Consider the following 19,840-nt stretch of genomic DNA (forward strand, 5'->3'; position numbering starts at 1 on the left):
AGAAACTGCTGTGAATGGATTGCAAACGGAAAGGCAAACAGATAATAAACCGGAAGAGCATTGGTTGTTTTATAACAACAGGAGACATTTGATGTACTCTGCCCAGGACAGTATGAATTCTCTCTCATTTACCCACGACTTTGGCAGTGGGAAAGTAAAGCAATTGTTAACCTGTCCTTGTGCCCGAATCAGAGAGACTGAATTTACATTTCGTGATACCATGTGCGGCGGCATGAATTTTGGCATGCCGCGCAGGGTGCTTTATATTTGTCTGGCAGGGGAATTTGTGCTGGAGGATAAAAACCTGATTGTAAATCCCGCTCAATTTCTTGCCTTTAGTGCAACCGATCTGAAGCGTGTTATATTTCCCCCCAATGTGCGGCAATGGATTGTCACGGTGGAAATCTATCCAGATAAACTCAAGGCTTGTGACGACGATGGTTTATCAACCGCGATGCGGCGTTTGTTAGCCCTCAATACAACTTTTTCCACGCATAAACTGTCACTGGCGATGAAAACAGTACTGCATCAATTGCTCAATTGTCCTTATAATGATTTGGTAAGGACGATCTATATGGAAGGAAAGCTGCTTGAATTTATGGCAGTTTATCTGAATGAGATCATCTGTCAGCAGGAAACGATGCCCGGAGGTTACCCGCACCTCTCCCGGCAGGATGTAAAATGTATTTATCAGGCAAAGCAAATTTTGGATCAAAGCTTTGTTTCGCCGCCAACTCTTGCCGGGTTGGCAAAACTGATTTGCCTGAATGAATTCAAGTTGAAAAATGGATTTAAACAATTGTTTAGTCAAACCGTGCATGCTTATGTTGTAACTAAAAGACTGGAACTGGCAAAACAACTGTTTGAGGAAAAGCAATTCAATGTGAGTGAAACGGCATCTCATATCGGTTATGCTAATGCCAGTTATTTCGCACTGGCATTTCGCAAAAAATTTGGTATAACCCCGAGTGAATATCTTCTATCGCAAAGGGGATAGGCAAGTTGCTCGTTTATAAGATAGAGTCTGCTTAAAAAACAAGTGATATGGACTGTTCCAGTCCATATCACTTGTTTTTTAAGCAGACTCGCTGATAGAAAGTATAACTTTCCCCGGGTAAAGGCAACGTAGGCTGTCATCTTAGCCCAAGGCGGCGCAAGCCGTGTTTTCTTTAGTGGGTAAAAAATCCGTTTAGTGTTCATCAAATCCTTTTACAGGTAGAGATGAACTGCCGTTTTTTAGTATGCTTTACAGGTGATATTGATAATAATTATCAATATCACCTGTAAAGCAATGAATGGGGAGGTGAAAGCGTGAATGATGTAATTGTATTTAAAGCTTCTAAGCCTGATCCCCGGGTCTGGTTGTTTCTGGTTATGATCGTATCCTTATTGACTTTTCTCTGCGGGAGTCGCAGTGAGCTTTTCAGTTTGTTTGCCATTCTTGCTGCGGTCATGGTTTGGCAGAAAATGATATCTGTCGCTGGTTATTTTGTGGCATTCTATGCGGTCTTATTGGTACTCAATGCATGTCTTGGGCTGATATCAATACCACTGATCAGTATGGTTGTTGCCATGGTTATCTTGCTTTTGTTCAGGCTTATTCCGCTGTATATGGCCTACAGCATTCTGGTGGAAAAAACGGCCATGAATGAATTAATTGCAGCATTGGAACAGCTGCGAGTTCCCAAAATGTTGATTATTCCCTTAACGGTAGTCTACCGTTATATCCCCACAGTGAGGTACGAAATCGCACATATCAATGATAGTTTAAAAATGAGAGGGCTGGAACCATCAGTTATGGGGCTGCTGTTACACCCGGTAATGACAATAGAAAAGTTCATGATTCCGTTGCTTGTACGCAGCAGTAAACTGGCAGATGAATTATCGGCGGCAGCGTTGTGCAAAGGGCTTGATGCCAGGCATCCAAGAACGTCCTGCACCAGAGTATGCTTTGACAAACAGGATGCCATTTGCTGCGTTATCTTTGCCGTGGTCGCAGTGACATTTATTGTTATGCATAAGCAGCTGTTTATGTCCGGTTAATTAGGTAGAAGGGAGAATTTTAAAAACGGTGATTCAATTCCGGGATGTGCATGTGACTTACCGCAATCGTGATCAGGAAAGCCTTGCGGGTTTCAGTCTGGATGTAAAGCAAGGCGAATTTGTAGTCTTAACCGGCAAAAGCGGCTGTGGGAAAACAACGGTAACTCGCTGTGTCAACAGTTTAATACCGAATTTCTTTGACGCTGAGCTAACGGGGAAAGTTTCTGTTGGTGGATTGGATATCAGTACGGCATCCATTCGCGAAATATCACGCAAGGTAGGCTCGGTTTTTCAGGACCCGCGCTCCCAGTTTTTCACCTTGCATGTTAGCAGCGAACTGGCCTTTCCCAGTGAAAATTATGGGGTTGGAAGAGGTGCGATGCAGGCTCAAATAACGAAGAGCGTGCAGGATTTAAACCTGAAAGAGCTGCTGCCGCGGCCGATTTTGGCGCTTTCCAGCGGTGAAAAGCAAAAAGTAGCCGTGGCAGCTGTGTATACCTTGGACCCGGAGGTTTATGTGCTTGATGAACCATCCGCTAATTTAGACGCAGCAGCGACCGGGCAGCTGCTCGCTATACTGCAGACGCTCAAAACCCAAGGCCATACCATTATTATTGCTGAACACAAACTGTCCTATTTAAAAGCTGTGGTTGACCGTGTGATTTTGCTGGAAGACGGGAAGCTGAAGGAGGAATTAAGCGGCAGGGATTTTTTTGCAAAGCCGAATCAGTGGTTCCGGGATAGAGGCTTGCGTTGCTTGGTGCAGACGATCCGGCAGCTGGGAGTCCCTGTGCTGCGCCAGCGGGCAGACGGCGAATCTCCTTTGCTGCAGGCCCTGGATCTATCTTTTGGCTATATGAGAGGGAAACCGATTTTGGATAACATCTCCTTATGCGCTTATCGCGGTGAAGTTGTCGGTATCATGGGCAAAAATGGCGTTGGCAAGAGCACCCTGCTGCGTGTGCTGATGGGACTGGAAAAACAAAGCAGGGGAGAAATCCGGATTGAGGGAAAACCGGCCGGCGCCAAAGCGCGAATTGCAAGTTCCTTTTATGTAATGCAGGATGTCGATTACCAGCTTTTTTCCCCCAGTGTATGGGATGAGCTGCTGCTGGGATGTAAAGAACCACAAAGTATGGAGGAGAAAGCAACGCAGTATCTCCGTTTTTTTCAGCTGGGAAACGTTACAGAGATTCATCCTGCTGCTCTGTCCGGCGGCCAAAAGCAGCGGTTGGCGATTGCGCTGGCGTGCATGCGCAATGCCCAATTTGTATACATGGATGAGCCTACCAGCGGCTTGGATGGGGAAAACATGGCAAAGGTTAGTCAGGCCATAAGAACAATGGCGCACGCGGGGCGATGCATTTTTGTAGTTTCGCATGATGACGAATTTGCGGAAAACACCTTTGATAAAATATTGTATTTGACGGCAGACGGCAGTCTTAGTATGCAATGAAAAAAAGGGGGAATTACCATAACTGCAAAAACAACCAACAGTCAGACGGTGCGCTATTTGATTACTATTGGTATTTTCAATGCATTAATCATCGGAATTTTTATGCTGCTGGGGTTTACCATTGGCCTCATTCCTGTGATTCTTATCTTCATGCCGGTCATTTTAGCGATACCGGGAGGAATAATCTTTATGCTAATGCTGACCAAAGCGCCGCTGCGCGGAGTATTCGTCATCAGTGGCGCTTTGCTGGGGTTGGTTATGATTAACATGGCACCGGCCGGTATGTTTGGACTGAGCATTTTTCTGGGAGGTGTTTTGGGAGAGCTGGTCTTTGAACTGCTGGGAAGAGAAAAGTTTGCTGCGGCGGCAACTGGCTTTGCTTGTTACATGCTGGGATTTGCCGTGGGGGAAAGCTTTCCGCTTACCTTTATGAAGGAAGCCTACCTGGCGCAGCAGGCGGCAAATGGAGCAGAGCAATTGTCTATCCTTCAACAATGCCTGGATTATATGAATCCGACCCTGCTGGTTATTATTTGTCTGCTTACCGTGATTGCCGCTTATGTGGGCAGCTTATGGGGCCGGCGGTTGCTGCGCACACATTTTAAAAAAGCAGGTATTGCATAACCGGAGAAAGCGGTGTGTGTTCGTTTACTGATTCGCTTTTGATTATAATGATGAGGTGATGTTATGAAGAAAAAGCAGCAACAGCGTTTACTCAGCGTTCTGGTGAGCGGGGCTGTATTATTATCCGGATCGGCGGCGTTTGCTGAAGAACAGGAATTCAATCTGGACGAGTATGTGGTTACGGCCAGCCGGATGCCGGTAAAAAAGACGGAAACGGCAGCCAGTGTGACCGTTGTTACCCGTGAAGAAATTGAAAAAAGCGGGGCAGTCAGTGTACCGGATATCTTGAAAAAGACTACCGTGACAATGCAGAATGACCGTACCGCCAGTGTTCCTACCATTAATGGCGACGTACGCGTGCTGGTTTTGGTCGATGGCCGCGAAGTCAACTGGAAAGGCGGGGGAATGCACATGGGGCAGTCCGGCGCAAATCTTGACTATTTACCCAGCGTGGACAGCATTGAAAGGGTCGAGATCGTCAGAGGGCCTGCTTCCGCCCTGTATGGCAGCGACGCGGTAGGCGGAGTCATCAATATCATCACCCGTAAAAGCTCCGAACCGGTCACCCGTTATTCGGCGGAAGGCGGCAGTTGGGGTTTGCGCCGGTATAAACTGACTACCGAGAATAAGGTCGGTGATTTCAGCTACCGCATCAATTTTGAACGGGAACGCCAGGATGACTATCACTATAAAAGGTCTGACGGTCAGGACGCCAGAGCCTTAAATACTGCCCTGGATCAGGATAAACTGGGAATACGGCTGGATAAAGAATTCGGCAATGACCGTTCACTTACTCTGACCATTGATCATACCGACGGCCGGAAAGGCTTTAATGTCATGCCAGATGCCATTCTCTTCGCCAAATCTGGTGGAAGTACCAACTATTTTGCCAATATAGTGCAACCCTATGTCGAGAATAATGTTGCTTTAACCTATCGCTGGAATCAGGGAGAAAAAAACAATAATTTTATTCGAGTGTACCGCAACTATCTTACATATAATTACGATCGGCATATGGACTATACGTATCCCGATTATTATTTTAACGGGCTGTCATATACGAATCAGGCTGACGGCGCGGAATGGCAGCAAACCTGGCAGCTCAGTGATACCTATACACTGCTGGGCGGCGCGTCCTGGCGTGAGGTCACGGCCGATTCCGTGGAGTATCCGATTTCGTTTATGGGGGTTCAGGGATACAATTACAGCGACAAAAAAATATCCAATAGGGCCTTCTTTTTAGAAAATAACTGGCGGCTGCCGAAAAACTGGTCGGTGACAGCCGGGGTGCGCTATGATGATTACACCTTGTTCGGCGATAAAACCACGGCCCGTATTACAGCAAATCGTGAACTCAATCAGAACACCAATGTTTTTGCCTCTTGGGGACAGATATTCAAAACGCCGTTCATTGCAGATGTCTATGGGGGCGGTTTCATGGTGCCCAATCTGAACCTCAAGCCGGAAACCGGCGATGTGATCACACTGGGGATGAACACCCGCCTGGCCGCGGGAACCGAGCTCCAGGCCAGCGTGTTTAGCAGTCGTCTTAACGATGCACTTGATTATATTATGGTTGGGACAAATAAGTATCAGTGGCAAAATATAGCTGAATTGAAAAGACGAGGGCTGGATATTAGTCTGAAACGCCGGTTATCGCCGCAATGGCAGGTAACGGCAGGGTATTCTTATGTAAAAGTGGAGGAGCAGGGGGCTACTGAGCGAGAAGAGTTTAACAACAATGAGCCGCATGGTTACCGGCTGGGCCTACAGTACGGACAGGACAAATGGGATGCCGACTTTGCTCTCCGGGGCGCAACCGGACGCGATTTACGGGCGTTTACATCATCAGACTACTGGGTGGTCGATTTGGGAGTAAAGTATCAGATAAACCCGGCTACCCGCCTTTATCTGAAAGTATACAACCTGACAGACGAAGCTTATGAACTGCATGGCTCCTACGGAGATGCCAGCGGGTTTACAGGACTCTATCCAATGGCGGGAAGACAGATTGTTATTGGTATTGATCAGCGGATATAGAACACAAGTGCAGGGCCGGAAACAAGAAACCGCTATTTGCCTGCAGATGGCAAATAGCGATTCTTGTTGAAAGCGCAGCTACCGCAAAATCTCGGAGAGGAAAAAATACAGATGAAAGAAACCAATTGGCTGCGAATAGTGTTGTCCTTTGCCACAGAGTGTAAACTGAAGATGATTTTTTCGGTACTATGCGCCATTGTCAGTGTCACGGGCGGAATTGTGCCCTATGTTGGTGTATATCAAATCATCATCTTATTTCTTGATGGAAAGCAGACGGTAACCAGCATCTTATTCTGGGCGGCAATAGGTCTTGCCGGGCATATCGTAAGGCTCGTTTTTTATGCCATATCTACTATGTTCGCGCATTTTTCCGCATATAGTATATTAGAGAATATGCGGCTCAGGATTGCTGACCGATTAATGAAAGCGCCGCTGGGCACTGTGCTCAATCAAACAGTAGGAAAGCTGAAAAATGTGATTATAGACCGGGTGGAAACCATTGAGATTCCGCTGGCCCATCTGATTCCGGAAGGTATTTCCAACCTGCTTTTGCCCCTAGGCGTAGTTGCTTATCTTATGATGATCGATTGGCGCATGGCACTTGCAGCAATAGTTACGGTGCCGGTCGCCGCCGGTGCATATGCAATTATGATGAAAACATTTAATAAACAGTATGCTGATTATATGGAGTCCAACAGCTATGTAAACAGCGTAATTGTAGAATATGTAGAAGGCATTGAAGTCATCAAGGCATTTAACCAGTCCACCTCGTCTTATGAAAAGTTTGAAAAAGCAGTAGAGTCTTTTAAAGCGTATACATTCAATTGGTTTAGAAGTACCTGGAAACTTATGAACTTTGGTGGAGCGGTTTTGCCGTCAACCTTGCTTGGTACGATGCCATTCGGCATGTATCTGTATCTGAATGGCTCCTTAAGTCCGGCAGAGCTTACGATGTGTTTGATATTGTCTTTGGGAATAGTAGCACCGTTAGCCAGCTTCACGGTATTTGTGAATGATGCAAAGGCCATAGAATATGCTGTGAAGGATGCAGCTGAATTTTTAAACCTAAAGGAACTTGACAATGCGAATGAACCAGCAAAGCTTAAGCAGTATGATATTGAGCTTCATAATGTATCCTTTTCTTATGATGCAGATAAAAATTCCCCTACGTGTATGGAAAACAACGTACTCCAGACCGTTAATCTAAAGCTCGCACAAGGGACCTTTACAGCGTTGGTTGGTCCTTCCGGCGGGGGAAAATCAACAGTTGCGAGGCTGATTGCGCGTTTTTGGGATGTCGGGAGCGGCGAAATCAAAATAGGCGGTGTTAATATAAAAAAACTGCCACTGACACAACTTGCCGATACGGTAAGTTTCGTAACTCAGGACAATTTCCTGTTTAACTGCTCGCTTAGGGAAAATATCCGCCTTGGCAATCCCCAGGCTTCTGATGAAGCAGTAATAGCAGCAGCAAGAGCAGCTTGTTGTGATGAATTTATCCGCAATTTAACTAACGGGTATGATACCAATGCCGGAGAGGCAGGAGGGAAGTTATCAGGTGGAGAAAAGCAGCGAATTGCCATCGCCAGAGCCATCTTAAAAAATGCGCCAATTGTTATCCTGGATGAAGCAACCGCTTTTACCGACCCGGAAAATGAAGATAAACTACAAAAATCTATTGCCGCCCTTACTAAAGATAAAACCTTATTGGTTATTGCGCACCGGCTGTCAACGATTAGCAATGCAGATCAAATTGTCGTTATGGAAAAAGGGCATATTGCCAAGACCGGTACACATGAAAAGCTGCTTAAGGGCTGCGAACTATATCGGGACATGTGGGAAGCTCATATCGGTGCAAAGAACTGGGCAGCTAACAATGAGAAAGGAGCTGTAAAGTGATATGTTCAGATCAATACAACGAATTATTGAGTGGTCCGGGCAGCGGAAAAAGCGCTTGTACAGCGGCTTTGTATATTCCTTCTTTCATAGCATGTTTGCAGCGATGCCGATTATGGGAGCTGCATATGGACTGAATCTCATCATAGCCGACATGAATGGCAGCAGCACGCTGACAATAGACTGGGTATTCTATATGTTAGGGTTTATGATCTTTACTGTAGCAGGCAGGTTTCTGTTTGCTTATCTGCGCGCTGCCTCGCAGGAAAGTATTGGTTATGAAGTGGCGGCAGAACAAAGAATTGCAATTGGCGCCAGCTTAAAACGGGTTTCTTTAGGCTTCTTTAGTAAGCAGAATGCCGGAGAAATTGCCGCGGCTGTAACAACAGATTTATCATATATTGAGATGTTCGGGATGAAAATGATCGATGTTGTTGTAAATGGATATATTAGCGCAGTGACAATGGTGTTTTGTCTGGCTTTTTATAATATCTGGGTTGCTTTGATTGCGCTAACAGGGATACTGCTGTCTGCCTTGTTCTTAGCATTGTTGGGAAATAAGAGCAAAGAAAATGCACCGGTGCATCAAAAGGCACAGGATAGCATGATTGCAGCTACAATTGAGTATATCAGAGGAATGCCTGTAGTTAAGGCGTTTAAGCAGGCTGGAGTTTCCCAGGAGGGAATTCGCAAGGCTTATCAGATAAGTAGGAGCATTAGTATAAAAATTGAAAAGAATTATGTTCCTTATAATTGCCTCCATTTGTTGTCGCTTAAGGCGGCATCGATAGGAATTGTTCTTGCCTCGGCACTATTGGCTGTAAATGGAGCGATGGATATCCCGACCATGCTCATGATGGTAATATTCTCTTTTGTCATCTTTGGTCAGATTGAAACAATAAATAACGCCGCCCATGTATTGGAAATGATTGATGCCACCCTGGATAAATTAGCTGGCATCGAACAGGCTAAATTTATTGATCAATACAGCAAAGAGATAAAGTTATCTACCTATGATATTCAGTTTCAGGATGTCACTTTCGCCTATGAACAGCGGGCTGTGTTAAAGAATGTATCGTTCAGCATCCCGGAGAATATGACTACAGCAATCATTGGCCCCTCAGGAAGCGGCAAATCGACAATATGCAGTTTGCTTGCCAGATTCTATGATGTTGATCAAGGCAGTATCTCTGTAGGCGGCGTCGATGTAAAAGCTATGACTTGTGACAGCCTTCTTAAAAATATCAGCATGGTATTTCAAAAGGTGTATTTGTTCCATGATACAGTACTGAATAATATTCGGTTTGGAAAACCGGAGGCCACCTTTGAAGAAATTGTGGAAACAGCAAAAAAAGCCTGCTGTCACGACTTTATTATCAATCTGCCTGACGGATATCAAACAGTAATTGGCGACGGTGGTTCTACTCTTTCCGGCGGTGAAAAACAGCGCATCTCAATCGCAAGGGCAATGCTGAAGAATGCGCCGATTGTTATTCTGGATGAGGCAACCGCCAGCGTGGACCCGGAAAACGAGCATACAATTCAAACAGCGATCAGTGCTTTGGTACATGGTAAAACGATGATCATCATTGCCCACCGTTTAGCCACCATCCGGAATGCAGATCAGATCCTTGTGGTCGATGATGGCCGCATTGCGCAGCGAGGAACTCATGAGGAGCTCATGAAACAGGAAGGCGTTTATAAGCGGTTCATAGCAATACGAAAAACAGCGGAAGGCTGGAGCATATAAAATAAGTAAGCAAAACAGATTCACAAACAAAAAAACTGCTATTTGTATGCAACTGACAAATAGCAGCTTTAGTTGCTTTGGGGAATTTGTTGCCAAATCGGTAACCAATTTGCCGGGATATTAAAGACTTTTTTCCATTGCTTGAGGCTTTGCCGGCAAAACGCCACTCTGACGGTACTGTTTAGGGGTAATGTCAAAATACTCTTTGAAAGAATGGAAAACCGGTAAGGTCGTGACCATGCCCAATAGCGATTTTAACACTGATCCGCCCACTGCAAGAAATGGGTGTTACACAGGTGAAGGAAATCCTTGATACTTCAATTTATGAAGGACTTTTCGCTGCCACTGTATTAACACTGTTGGTGTTGCCGGTGATGTACGCCGTCTTGTATAAAGCGGCACCAGGCCTGAACCGGCTGAGGCTGGGAAAGAACATAAATAGTGACCTATTTTAGCTATGTGGGACAGAAGTGAGCAGGAGTTTTATTCCTGATACCGAAGATATCAAAAAAAGAAAGAAAAGAGAGGGTGTTTTGCATGAGGTATTTCTCTAAAATGCGATTAATCATTGCAACCATTTTATTACTAGTTATTGGGATAGCAGTTCCGGCTATGGCGAGTACCAATTCTACGATGACTCCTCCTAAAATTATTACTTTAGCGCCGATTTCTCTTTCACCGGAAATGAGGGAAAAATACTCGGAACAAACAATATTGGTCAAAGTAAAGGCGACAATAGCTGAAGCCGGAACAATAGCTAGCGATATAAAAATAATTACAGGTTCTGGTGATGAGGCTTTTGATCAGGCCGTAATAGAATCAGTAAAACAATCGGTATTTAGTCCGGCTTATACTAGTGATCATCAGGCGGTAGCCAGTTCATTCATTTTGCCTTTACAGGTTAAAGTAGAAAAATATCTGCCAGAGGAACCGATAACCAATGAAAATGTGCAGGCTACGGAGCAAAAATAAGGTATAGTTGAGGTTAATCAGTATAAAAGACATCAATTTTCATACCAGCCAGGACGGAAATTTGTAATTAATGGAGGTAGACAGTGAACTCGTTTCAGCTATGCTGAAACGAGTTCACTATTGCTTTAAATATAAAGGTTATAGTATCATTTCAACCAAAACTGTCAGTATCCTTCCCGTATTTTAAGTTTATAAGCCGGGATAGGGACCTGCACCGCGTTCTCTTTAACCATTGTAAGACTAGGTTTTGATTGACTTAATTCGTTCAGCCTATCAGAGATATCCTGATTCGCAACGCGCTGTCATGGAGAAGGCGGTCTGCCGGACCGGGCGGCCCGCCCGGAATCCGCCCATACGAGAAAAAGTGGTTAGAACACAAACTCCGGCGGCCGGCAGCAGAGAATTAGTTTAATCATGATTTGACTTTCACCCGAAAACGCCTTGTCGATTTCTCCCATGGCCGGAGCCACTGCCGCTCCGGCTATGATAGTGAGAACAAGCCGTATGTCAAAAAAGCAAGAATAAACAAAAAACACAACAAAATAGGGCGAAACCGCTCGACAGCAGGCGGTATATGTGGTAAAATTTGGACAGCAAAGAAAATAAAGAAAAACTAATTAATAAACTAAATTTTGGTACAGGTGTCCGTAAGGGCCTAACAGAAAAGCCGGTTGAAAGCCGGCGCGGTCCCGCCACTGTAATGGGGAGCAAAGCCAGGATATGCCACTGAGACATACGCGTCTTGGGAAGGTTGGCAGCAGGGTGGCTTCTTTTTTATTTTGTGGCGACTGTCTGAAACCATCAGTGAGGAGGGAAAGACAATGAAAAAAAGAATCTATGCCGTGTTGATTTTCTTTGCAATGAGTGTGGCCGGCCTGGCCGTTGCCGCAGCTGCCGACCCCGCCGGCCTCGATAGAGGACGCCAAGGCTACCGCCGCTTACATTGCCGCAGTGGATGCCTATCTAAAAGCGTCCCAGATCTACATTGACGCCGCGACCAACGACGCCAATCTGGTCATCAAGGAACGAAACGCCGCCATCGAAAGCGCCAACAAGGCTGTCGCTGATTATAATGCCTTTTTCAAAATCGACACGAAAAAATAACCGGCTGTGAGCCGGTGCGGATGCAGCGTAAGGAAAAAGAAACGCTATGCTTGGCCTTTACCGCCCTCATAAAAAAGGCGACATGGTATCGTAACAGAGTCAACAGTGAAAATTTCCATTTTACTACGAATCAAAAGATCGCAGGTTCGAATCCTAGCGGAGTCGCCATAGGGTTCGCTTGATAATTATAAGATATATTTAGTCAGACTGAATAATTCAGCAAAGAAGTAATTGACAATTCATGGCAAAAGATGATATTATTAGTATTAAATGTAGAATAGTGTGTTTTGACTGACAATTGAATAGTATTGAGGTAGGTGCCCCTAAGGGGCTTAATAGGGAAGTCCGGTTTATGCCGGCGCGGTCCCGCCACTGTAATAGGGAGCGAATCCAAGGAATGCCACTGGGACGAGAAGTCTTGGGAAGGTTTGGAGGAGCAATGATCTAGAGCCAGGAGAACTGCCTATCTTTTAATCACCGTTTTTCACCCACGAGCGATGGGGAGGGGATTACAGTTGTTCATCTGCTTACTTAGAACTGTTCTAAGTAAGTTGTGTGGTATTGCTGAATTCACTCCTGGTTATTATTAATCAGGAGTTTCTATTTAGTTTGCTGTAGAATATCTCCCGGTTGCCATGGCAGCCGGGAGTTTTCTAATATGTCCTTCTTCTTACTACTCCTTATGTTTTTTATTGCTATTTTTTCTTGGTCATATTGTGCAAAGGGGGTTAAACATAATGGATACACATTCCGTAACATTTCTCCCCATAGGAGTTACAGTATCAGTTGAGCGAGGTACCGATCTGTTGACTGCCGCGGGCAAGGTAAATCTAGAAATCAAAGCACCTTGCGGCGGTGACGGCACTTGCGGCAAATGTGCCATTATCGTAAAAAGCGGTAAGGCGAAAGCGCGACGCGATAGCCATTTAGAGGTGCGCATGGCGGCAAAAGGGTTGAATTTGGCTTGCCAAACCCTGATTGAGGATGATGATTTGGTTGTTGAAATTCCCAAGACATCATCCATGAGCAAACACCAGGTACTGGTTGAGAATGTTGCATCAGGGGATGGCGCTTCAGATGTTTTACGGGAGTATCTGCTCAGTGTTTGGCAACTAAAAGATCTCTTTCAGGAAAAGCGGGAAAACCCTTTACACGGGTATCCGCTTAACCCGTTATGCCGTTGGGTGCAGTTAACTATGCCTGCTGCTAATTTCCAAGACAACCGGGATGACCTGAGTCGGTTTGTGTTAACCTTGCGGAAAGAAACCAAGTGTACGGATATTAATGTATCTCTTTCTCTCCTTCACAATCTGAGTGATACTATAAGGATAGAAAATTTTAAAATATCTGTACTGTTATCTGAAGTTAGTGGTAAGGCCGAAGTCCTGGCTATTGAGCCTGGTCATTGCCATCAGCCTCTGTATGGTATCGCAGTCGATATTGGAACTACCACTGTAGTTGCGTATCTATTGGATCTCTATAAAGGTACTGTTGTTGATACTGCAGGTACTCACAATTGTCAGGCACGCTTTGGTGATGATGTGATCAGCCGTATTGTCTATGCTGTGGATGAACCCGATGGTATGAAAAATGTTCACCAAAGCATTATTGACACCATTAACACGTTAATTCAGGATTTATTGGTTAAGCAGCGCAAAATAAAAGAAACCGACATCCGCGTGATAATGACTGCCGGCAACACGACCATGGCGCACCTGTTTTTAGGAATAAACCCCAAACACATCCGCTTGGAACCTTACATTCCAACCGCAAATTTTTTTCCGGTAGTTAAGGCTCAGGAACTGGGAATTAGGGTTCATCCTAATGCACCAGTATTTTGTTACCCGGCAGTGGCCAGCTACGTGGGCGGCGATATTGTCTCAGGCGCTCTCTTCACCAGTATGGGCAAGGCTGATGCGCCGGTAGCTTTGCTGATTGATATCGGTACAAACGGTGAGATGGTACTGGGGGCTGGTGATTGGCTGGTGACCTGTTCTTGTTCAGCCGGTCCGGCGTTTGAGGGTTCGGGGATTACATTTGGTATGAGGGCTATGCACGGCGCCATTGAGCATCTCATGATTGACCCGGAAACATACGAAGTATCCTACATGACGATCAATAACGGGAAACCGCTGGGCATATGCGGCTCAGGCTTAATTGACGGTTTAGCCAAGCTGCGCCGAACCGGAATTATTGACCGGGCCGGAAAATTTCAGACAAACCTGCCTACTGAACGTATGCGGTTTGGTGAAACTGGGCCCGAGTTCGTGCTGGTTTGGGCCGCTGATACTGAGATAGACCGGGATATTGTGATCAGTGAGGCTGATGTCAAGAATTTGCTTAGAGCCAAGGGCGCGGTGTTTGCCGGAATCCAGACCTTGCTTAACATAGTCGGTTTCGAACTTGATGGTATTGAAATTATCTATGTGGCCGGTGGCTTTGGCAACTACCTGAATATACCCGACGCCATTGCCATCGGATTATTGCCTGATTTGCCTATAGAAAAATATAAGTTTATCGGTAACAGCTCAGCAAAAGGAGCTTGTATGGCACTTCTGTCGGCCGAGGCTTGGGCTGAGGCCCAGGATGTGGCTGGTAAGATGACCTATATTGAATTGTCAGTAGGCAATCTGTTTATGGACGAATTTGTCTCATCGCTGTTTATTCCGCATACTGATTTGTCTTTATTCCCTAATGTGGATATCTAAAGGATTGAGATCGTAGATTTAAAATAATAAAGCAAAAATGTAGTTCATTCCCGGAGAAACGGGAACTTACAACGGCCAGAGAGTTGACATTGGTTGATAGGAGTGGAATAACTTTGAGGAAAATAGAGAAAAAAGCCTTTTTAATGGTGGGTTTAGGCACCGCCTACCCAGAGGCCCGTCAATTGGCCAGTAAAAATATTGATATCAAACATTGGGCAGATTTCCCACACTATGAAGTGCGCCGGGCCTTTGCTTCCCATACCCTGATAGAAGAACTGGCGAAACGAGACGGTATCCAGGCCGATGACGAGAGACAGGCATTAGAGCGCCTACAAGAAGAAGGGTTTACCGAGATTATCGTGCAGCCCTTTCAGATCGCTGCAGGGAAAGAGTACGAAAAAGTCAGAGATGTTGTTCAGGACTATGCCGAGCGGAACGAGTTTGACAAGATTGTAACCCTTCCGTGTGTGACCGTCTGGGCCAAACCGATAAGATTTGCTATTCACTGATCATCAGCAAATTATATACGGCTAATCAGCTAGTTTCCGGATATATCTCCTAGAGCCGAGGTGCTTAAAGTGATAACGAAGTCGATGAATTTGTGTGAACTACCATACCATATTATTCAAGCTGATCTGAATTTAAGTCAATTCACCTTGGTTGGTATTGTCAATGGTATTTCAAAAAAGGTGTACTTAGTGACCGATGGCAATAATCACAAAACCATCCTTTATATCTGGCAAAAACCTTTTCTAGGACTAACAGAAGCGCATACTGACGGTTTACATTATTTGTATGCAGAAGGATTTGAATATTTTTACCATAACACCAGGTTGTTGACTGATCTGGGCATCAGAGTTCCCCGGATAATAAAAACAGGGCATTTTTTCGCAGAAGAGGCCTTTGATTATGCCTACGCGGAGTGCTTTGACGGGGTTAGTTTACAGGAGTATCTGCAACACGGCAATATTGCGGAAATTGAATTTACTGATACGTTGAATGCAGAACTTAATAAATTCTATACCTGCAGCCGGGATTACTACGGTTCTCCTTTACTCACCAACAGATATGCTAAATCTTGTCAGCGTTTATGTTATGAACATGCTGTTGAGGAACTGGAAATAGCGTGTAGTTTAGACAGCACTGTAAAAGGAATGAAGCATTCGGTTTTGCAACAGTTGGACGACTACATAACTATCTTTGCCTGTCAATTAAAGCCGGTCAGCTATGCACTTATACATGGAGAACCAACACCGCCGCATGTCTGGTTATTGACTGACGGCACAATTGGGTTTATCGACATCGAAGGCATCAAATTTTTCGACATTGAATTTGAATATGCTCTCCTGGATATGTTGTATACCTTTTTATCCACCAGTAAGCCTAAAAGATATGACCGAAATAAGCTGTTATTTTATAAGCTGTATCACCAGATATGCTGGTTATCGGTTTCTGTAGATTATTTGCGGAATATTGATGCAAGCAATAAATTTTTCACAAAGCTGAGGCGTACAGTGATTCGTGAGCTATATGAAGGTGGCAGGGGGTGTAATTGACGATCCATAGCAGTAAAGCCTGCTGTGCGTAAGCTGCTATGTTACGGTTTCCGGATTGTGGATGGAAGAATTACAATTGCATAGTATTGAGATAGGTGCCCGAAAGGGCTTAATAGGGAAGTCCGGTGTAATGCCGGCGCGGTCCCGCCACTGTAGTAGGGAACGAATCCGAAATATGTCACTGAGACAAGATGTCTTGGGAAGGCTTGGAAAAGCAATGATCTAGAGCCAGGAGAACTGCCTATCTAACAATCACCGTTTGACCCGCGAGCGATGGGGAGGGGATTTCGTACAATAGACAGATGTTGTATATAAGCATTTGAATATTTTCATCTCCTGAACATGGTTCAGGAGATGAAAATATTTTAATAGCTGTTTAAGGTATTTAGCGGCGGTATTGGTTATCCGGTAAGGGGGAGAAGTATGAAAAAAATACTTTTAGGAGCTGGTGCTGCAATATGGTGTTAAATACGCGGCATATGAATACTATTGTACACCGGCAAACTTTAATCTTACCTATGAAAGAAAATTTTAATTTAAAAAAGCAGCTACCAAATGGATGAAACTCACTTCCAATATCTGTGTACTGATACTTTTAAACTGAGTCAAAGCAGGTGTGTTTTACCTTGATTGATAAAATGAATTTTCAGCCAATTTTTATACTTGCAGGCATTATCCTATTAGTCAGTATTTGTTTACATGGTTACGCAAAAAGCAGCAACTTGGAAAGTGCAGCATTTCTTTGGCTTGAATATGGCAAGAAGATCAATGAACCGAACGGATCGGTAACGCAAACAGTGTATATAAAAAGCAGTAATGATTCACTGGATATTGCCGACATTAAAGATCTAACAGCCTTTTATTGTGACGGGCGTGAGAAAGGTGAAAAACAATATTATGAAATCCCGGTAGAAGAAAAAAATGGTCTCTATGTTCTAAGAGTCAATACCGCCTCTCCGTTTCGCTATTATATATATGTTACAGGAACTTGCAGTGGAGAACATTTTACAGCGCAGATATCTTTTCTCCTTTATGCAAATGGATTTGCTGATAACAGAGAAAAGAAACCGGCTTTGCTGGAGAAGCCAAGACCATTTCCTTTCATTGACCTGCGATCCGGGGAGGGTTACTGGCCTCAGACGGGGCAAACATTCCAGTTCATATATACGCCAATCAATCAGTCCGGTGATCCTGTCAAAGAAATGAAAATTATTGACTTAACTAATAAGTGCTCTGAAAAACTGACACTGGATGCTGGTGGGATGTTTTCCTTTACCCCGTCTCATGATAAACGATTAGACGAGAGCGGATATTCTGAATACAAAGAAATACTTGTCTATACAGAAGAGCTCGCGGGAAACGAGGTGTATAAAACCTCCATGAATCTTCTCCTGCACCGGTCGCTTACTGCTCACCGCGACCTGAAGCCGGGAATCTTTCTCTTTTTCGCTACAATGGCAGCTAGTGTAGCTATTGTACTACTTCGAAGAAGGAGCTTTACGTTTAAATGATAGGTAACATACGTTTACTAATACAAAATTTTATGTTCGTTTTACTGACCTATGGCGGTCGAATTGGATTAAATTTTGGGTATTCTATCCCCTGTTTTTCCTGTCCTTATGTTCATGGCTGTGCTGGATACTGTTATCTCATGGCGCTGCAGGGACAATGGGGGGTTGGCTTCTACTTTCCCAAGCTGCTTTCCTACCAAGGGTTCAAGGTAATACTGTATTTTTTGGTCTTTGCTATTTTAACGATCGTATTGTCAAAAATATGGTGCGGCTGGATATGCCCATTCGGTACGTTGCAAGACTGGTTGTCCCAACTCAGAAAGAAACTGGGAATACGGGAAACAGAATTTTCCTGGAAAATCCGGGAGAGCCTAAAGCCGGTCAAATATGTATTACTGGCACTGCTTCTTAGTATCCCGCTGCTAATTACGTATGCGGGACTACATAGTGATTTTTACTTATTCTTCTGTCAGATTTGCCCGGCAAAACCGATTATGCCTCTATTTGTTGGGGATACGCGAAACTTCGCGCTGGACTTTACGAACATAATCACCTTGACCTTTTCCGCAATATCTGTAATGATTGCAGCTGGTACGCTGATAGGAAGTTTTTTCAAAGACCGATTTTTTTGCCTATTTTGCCCGATGCTTCCATTGATTCAAATGTTTAAAAAAATCAGTTTTATCCGGTTTGAAAAATCAGTGCATACCTGTTCGGGCTGTGGTAATTGCCAAAGAATGTGTCCTATGGATATTAGGGATGTTCATCTTGAAAAAACGAAAAAAAATGTAATGAGTGAAGACTGTATGCTGTGTATGAGATGTATTGAGGCTTGTCCTGAAGACAATACATTAACCGCAAAATTCCTTAATTACCGCCTGTTTTCTTCCTCAGGAAAGTATGTCGCAAAAAATTATCAACAGGAGAAAACATTACATGGATAAAAATGGACAAAAAGAGGAAGAACGCCGCATCAGACAGAGAACGAAAGCCTATGAAAAAACTTGTGAAGAATACGATCATGAAATTAAATTATTGCAAGCAAGAACTGACTATATCGCAGAATTTGACTATTTCCTGAGTTTATTAACAGTGCCTTTGCGGCCTTCTCAGCTAAGAGAAAATGTTGGCCGTCCGCTGATGGGGCTGTTTTGCATTCAAGCACCGGTTGAACTGTTTTATGCTTTGGGGATTCATCCGGTAAAACTGTGCAGTGGTTCTTATTCAGCGCAGCGGCTTTCCTCAGCTTCTCTCCCGGTGCTTATGTGTCCGATGCTCAAATCTTATATTGGCAGTATGAACTTTGAAGCCTCAGCCCCCTCCTGTTATGATGCCACGATTGTACCGACAACATGCGATTGGGTCGTAAAAATGCCTGAAATAGTAAAAGAAAAAATCGGACACTTACATTACCTCGAATTACCCCATATTAAACAGAACGAAAAGGGGCAGAAACGCTGGCTTGAAGAAATCTATGCATTAAAACTGTTTTTAGAGCAAAAAACGGGTACTAAATTGAAACGACAAAGCCTCATGCATTCTATGAATAAATTCATGAGTGTCTGGAAAACGTTTCACGAACTGATTGAATTAAAAAGAAAACAGATAATTTCCGGGATTTGGTTTGCTGCCATTGCCAATACGTTTATGCTTGATGATATTGATCAATGGGCAAAAAATTTGGAACTTGTAGTGAAAAGAATGCAACAGGAAAAACCGCAAACAAATCCGCATAAGATCTTTCTCGCCGGTTCGCCGATCATCTTTCCTAATCTTAAGCTGATACAGCTTATTGAACAAGCCGGTATGACAATTTGTGCCGATGACCTCTGCTCCTCTGAAAGAATATTTCCCGGAGCGACTGTTTATGACGACCCATCTGAACACGGTCTCTTAAAAGCGCTTTCTGAAAGATATCATAAAGCCTGCACCTGTCCGACCTTCGCCGATAATGACTGGCGCATCAATAATATTTTGAAGATAACAGAGAGCCACAATATAAAAGGAATTCTCTTTCATGTATTAAAAGGATGTCATCCTTATGATATTGAGAGTTTCACAATTGAAGATAAACTACGGGAAAGTGGGCGTAAGTTTCTCAAGATTGAAACTGATTACGTGAAAGAAGACAGCCAGAACATTCTGACCCGCCTTGAGGCTTTTAAACAAACTTTATAAGA

At 44.2% G+C, this 19,840-nt stretch carries 17 protein-coding genes and 3 riboswitches; of the genes, 16 read left to right on the plus strand and 1 reads right to left on the minus strand.

Annotated elements, in window-relative coordinates; all coding sequences use genetic code 11:
- Positions 1-10 precede the first annotated feature (10 nt).
- The 9 genes from SALPA_RS25785 to SALPA_RS25820 all read left to right on the plus strand — a co-directional run bounded on the left by SALPA_RS25785 (position 11) and on the right by SALPA_RS25820 (position 10,781).
- The gene (locus SALPA_RS25785) at positions 11-997 is read left to right on the plus strand and encodes a helix-turn-helix transcriptional regulator (RefSeq protein WP_255451361.1); all 987 of its coding nucleotides are present in this window, start codon (positions 11-13) and stop codon (positions 995-997) included.
- Positions 998-1,311: 314 nt separating this feature from the next.
- Positions 1,312-2,043 (plus strand): energy-coupling factor transporter transmembrane component T, encoded by a 732-nt coding sequence (locus SALPA_RS25790; protein WP_145100833.1) that lies wholly within the window; start codon positions 1,312-1,314, stop codon positions 2,041-2,043.
- 28 nt (positions 2,044-2,071) lie between these two features.
- A complete protein-coding gene (locus tag SALPA_RS25795) occupies positions 2,072-3,499 on the plus strand; it encodes an ABC transporter ATP-binding protein (RefSeq protein WP_255451362.1) in 1,428 nt (475 codons plus the stop codon).
- A 48-nt stretch (positions 3,500-3,547) separates the two neighbouring features.
- Complete coding sequence (locus SALPA_RS25800) at positions 3,548-4,123, plus strand: MptD family putative ECF transporter S component (RefSeq protein ID WP_255451363.1); 576 nt, start codon at positions 3,548-3,550, stop codon at positions 4,121-4,123.
- A gap of 63 nt (positions 4,124-4,186) precedes the next feature.
- Positions 4,187-6,163 carry a TonB-dependent siderophore receptor gene (locus SALPA_RS25805; RefSeq protein ID WP_145100842.1) on the plus strand — a complete coding sequence of 659 codons (1,977 nt, stop codon included), beginning with the start codon at positions 4,187-4,189 and terminating at the stop codon, positions 6,161-6,163.
- Positions 6,164-6,274: 111 nt separating this feature from the next.
- Positions 6,275-8,062 (plus strand): ABC transporter ATP-binding protein, encoded by a 1,788-nt coding sequence (locus SALPA_RS25810; RefSeq protein WP_145100845.1) that lies wholly within the window; start codon positions 6,275-6,277, stop codon positions 8,060-8,062.
- A 1-nt stretch (position 8,063) separates the two neighbouring features.
- Entirely contained in the window at positions 8,064-9,809 is a 1,746-nt protein-coding gene (locus tag SALPA_RS25815) for an ABC transporter ATP-binding protein (RefSeq protein WP_145100848.1), read from the plus strand.
- A 281-nt stretch (positions 9,810-10,090) separates the two neighbouring features.
- Positions 10,091-10,264, plus strand: a complete 174-nt coding sequence (locus SALPA_RS29310; RefSeq protein WP_222428122.1) for a hypothetical protein — start codon at positions 10,091-10,093, stop codon at positions 10,262-10,264.
- 100 nt (positions 10,265-10,364) lie between these two features.
- Positions 10,365-10,781 carry an energy transducer TonB gene (locus tag SALPA_RS25820; protein WP_255451364.1) on the plus strand — a complete coding sequence of 139 codons (417 nt, stop codon included), beginning with the start codon at positions 10,365-10,367 and terminating at the stop codon, positions 10,779-10,781.
- Positions 10,782-11,149: 368 nt separating this feature from the next.
- Here the strand turns inward: SALPA_RS25820 and SALPA_RS30620 are convergent, their stop codons facing one another.
- Positions 11,150-11,317 (minus strand): hypothetical protein, encoded by a 168-nt coding sequence (locus tag SALPA_RS30620; RefSeq protein WP_222428123.1) that lies wholly within the window; start codon positions 11,315-11,317, stop codon positions 11,150-11,152.
- A gap of 128 nt (positions 11,318-11,445) precedes the next feature.
- Positions 11,446-11,594, plus strand: a riboswitch (cobalamin riboswitch).
- Between the two features lie 69 nt (positions 11,595-11,663).
- Here SALPA_RS30620 and SALPA_RS25825 point away from each other — a divergent pair.
- The 7 genes from SALPA_RS25825 to SALPA_RS25855 all read left to right on the plus strand — a co-directional run bounded on the left by SALPA_RS25825 (position 11,664) and on the right by SALPA_RS25855 (position 19,838).
- A complete protein-coding gene (locus SALPA_RS25825; protein ID WP_145100855.1) occupies positions 11,664-11,885 on the plus strand; it encodes a hypothetical protein in 222 nt (73 codons plus the stop codon).
- A gap of 298 nt (positions 11,886-12,183) precedes the next feature.
- Positions 12,184-12,367: riboswitch (cobalamin riboswitch) on the plus strand.
- 255 nt (positions 12,368-12,622) lie between these two features.
- Positions 12,623-14,593, plus strand: coding sequence for an ASKHA domain-containing protein (locus SALPA_RS25830; protein ID WP_145100858.1), 1,971 nt, complete (start codon positions 12,623-12,625; stop codon positions 14,591-14,593).
- Between the two features lie 113 nt (positions 14,594-14,706).
- On the plus strand, positions 14,707-15,102 hold the full coding sequence (locus SALPA_RS25835) for a sirohydrochlorin cobaltochelatase (RefSeq protein WP_145100861.1): 396 nt from the start codon (positions 14,707-14,709) through the stop codon (positions 15,100-15,102).
- A 60-nt stretch (positions 15,103-15,162) separates the two neighbouring features.
- Positions 15,163-16,149 (plus strand): hypothetical protein, encoded by a 987-nt coding sequence (locus SALPA_RS25840; protein WP_222428124.1) that lies wholly within the window; start codon positions 15,163-15,165, stop codon positions 16,147-16,149.
- A 76-nt stretch (positions 16,150-16,225) separates the two neighbouring features.
- A riboswitch (cobalamin riboswitch) is annotated at positions 16,226-16,409 on the plus strand.
- Positions 16,410-16,787: 378 nt separating this feature from the next.
- Positions 16,788-17,660 (plus strand): hypothetical protein, encoded by an 873-nt coding sequence (locus SALPA_RS25845; RefSeq protein WP_222428125.1) that lies wholly within the window; start codon positions 16,788-16,790, stop codon positions 17,658-17,660.
- Positions 17,661-17,692: 32 nt separating this feature from the next.
- A complete protein-coding gene (locus SALPA_RS25850; RefSeq protein WP_222428126.1) occupies positions 17,693-18,604 on the plus strand; it encodes a 4Fe-4S binding protein in 912 nt (303 codons plus the stop codon).
- Positions 18,597-19,838: a 2-hydroxyacyl-CoA dehydratase subunit D gene (locus tag SALPA_RS25855; protein WP_186451232.1), complete on the plus strand. Its 1,242-nt coding sequence runs from the start codon at positions 18,597-18,599 to the stop codon at positions 19,836-19,838. Before SALPA_RS25850 ends, SALPA_RS25855 begins: the two co-directional genes overlap by 8 nt.
- The last annotated feature ends 2 nt before the right edge of the window (positions 19,839-19,840 follow it).

This window comes from Sporomusa sp. KB1, from assembly GCF_007830295.1.
GTDB lineage: Bacteria > Bacillota > Negativicutes > Sporomusales > Sporomusaceae > Sporomusa.